This window comes from Streptomyces sp. a15 (genome assembly GCF_059026085.1).
The window spans coordinates 1-1,319 of the sequence record NZ_JBWLKM010000233.1; the positions used below are offsets into that span (position 1 = coordinate 1).

A 1,319-nucleotide genomic window follows, 5' to 3' on the forward strand; every position below is an offset into this window, starting at 1 on the left:
TGTCCCTCCCCTCGTAGCGTGGAGTCCGTGATTGCAGGGGAAGTTGGGGTTCATGGGGTCCAAGCAACGGACGTACACGCCTGAGTTCCGTGAGGGTGCTGTACGCATTGTGATCGAGACGGGCAGGCCGATCCCGGAGGTCGCCGAGGAACTCGGTGTGCATTCCGGCACGCTGCACAGCTGGGTGTCACGGTGGCGGCGCAACGGGTCGGCGTCGTCCGACCAGCCTGCCGAGCCCGCACCGGGCGGGCGGCTGCGCGAAGCCGAGCGGGCCGAGCTGGAGCGGCTGCGGCGGGATGCGGCGGAGAAAAACAAGCGGATCCGCGAGCTGGAGATGGAGCGTGATGTCCTCAAGCGATGCATGGTCCTCTGGGTGAAGTGACCGAAACGGACCCGGCCGCCCTGGCCGCGTTCATCGGTAACCAGAGGACCGAGCACCACGTCCCGCACCGCCTGGCCTGCCGGGTTCTGGGAGTGTCGGAGTCCTGGTTCTACAAGTGGCGCGACAAGCCCACCACCGCTCGTGAAGCGCGGCGAGGACAGCTGGCCGACGCGATCCGGCAGATCTTCGAGAACTCCGGCGGCACCTACGGTTCTCCGAAGGTCTGGCTCCTCCTGATCCGCGCCGGCTGGCGCGTCTCGGTGAACACCGTCGCGCGTCTCATGGCCGAACTCGGCCTGGCCGGACGGAAGATCCGCCGACGGGGCGGGCTGACCCGCCCCGGCAAACGGCCCGCGTTCGCGGACTTTGTCCGCCGCGACTTCACCGCCGACGCTCCAGACCAGGTGTGGTGCGGCGACATGACAGAGATCGCCACCGGTGAGGGCAAGCTGTATCTGGCCACCGTCATCGACCTGTTCTCGCGCCGCCTGCTCGGCTACGCGATGGGTGCACGTCACGACGCAGAACTCGTCGTTGCGTCCTTGAACATGGCCGCGGCCACCCGTGGCGGCGACGTCAAGGGCGTCATCTTCCACAGCGACAGGGGCAGCGAATATACGTCCCGGCGTTTCCGCTGGGCCTGCCGGCGTCTGGGCGTGACGCAGTCCATGGGCCGGGTTGGGTCGTGTTTCGACAACGCCGTCAGCGAGGCGTTCAACAGCGTACTCAAGGTCGAGTACGTCCACCGGCACGCCTTCGCCACCCGCACCGAGGCCCGCCTGAGGATCGCGACCTGGATCACCGGCTTCTACAACACGCACCGACTACACAGCGTGTGCGGTTACCGGAGTCCGATCGACTACGAACACGACCACCGAGCCAACTCCGCCTTGGAGCTGGCCGCTTAGAAGATCTCCACAGTCCGAGGGGATTGACA

The 1,319-nt window shown here is 66.8% G+C and carries 2 protein-coding genes; both read left to right on the forward strand.

The window, feature by feature from the left end; translation table 11 throughout:
- Nucleotides 1–52 precede the first annotated feature (52 nt).
- Nucleotides 53–382, forward strand: a complete 330-nt coding sequence (locus tag AC5P09_RS51825) for a transposase (RefSeq protein WP_123972376.1) — start codon at nt 53–55, stop codon at nt 380–382.
- Nucleotides 379–1,290: an IS3 family transposase gene (locus AC5P09_RS51830; RefSeq protein WP_493880612.1), complete on the forward strand. Its 912-nt coding sequence runs from the start codon at nt 379–381 to the stop codon at nt 1,288–1,290. The genes AC5P09_RS51825 and AC5P09_RS51830 overlap by 4 nt, the downstream gene beginning before the upstream one ends.
- The last annotated feature ends 29 nt before the right edge of the window (nt 1,291–1,319 follow it).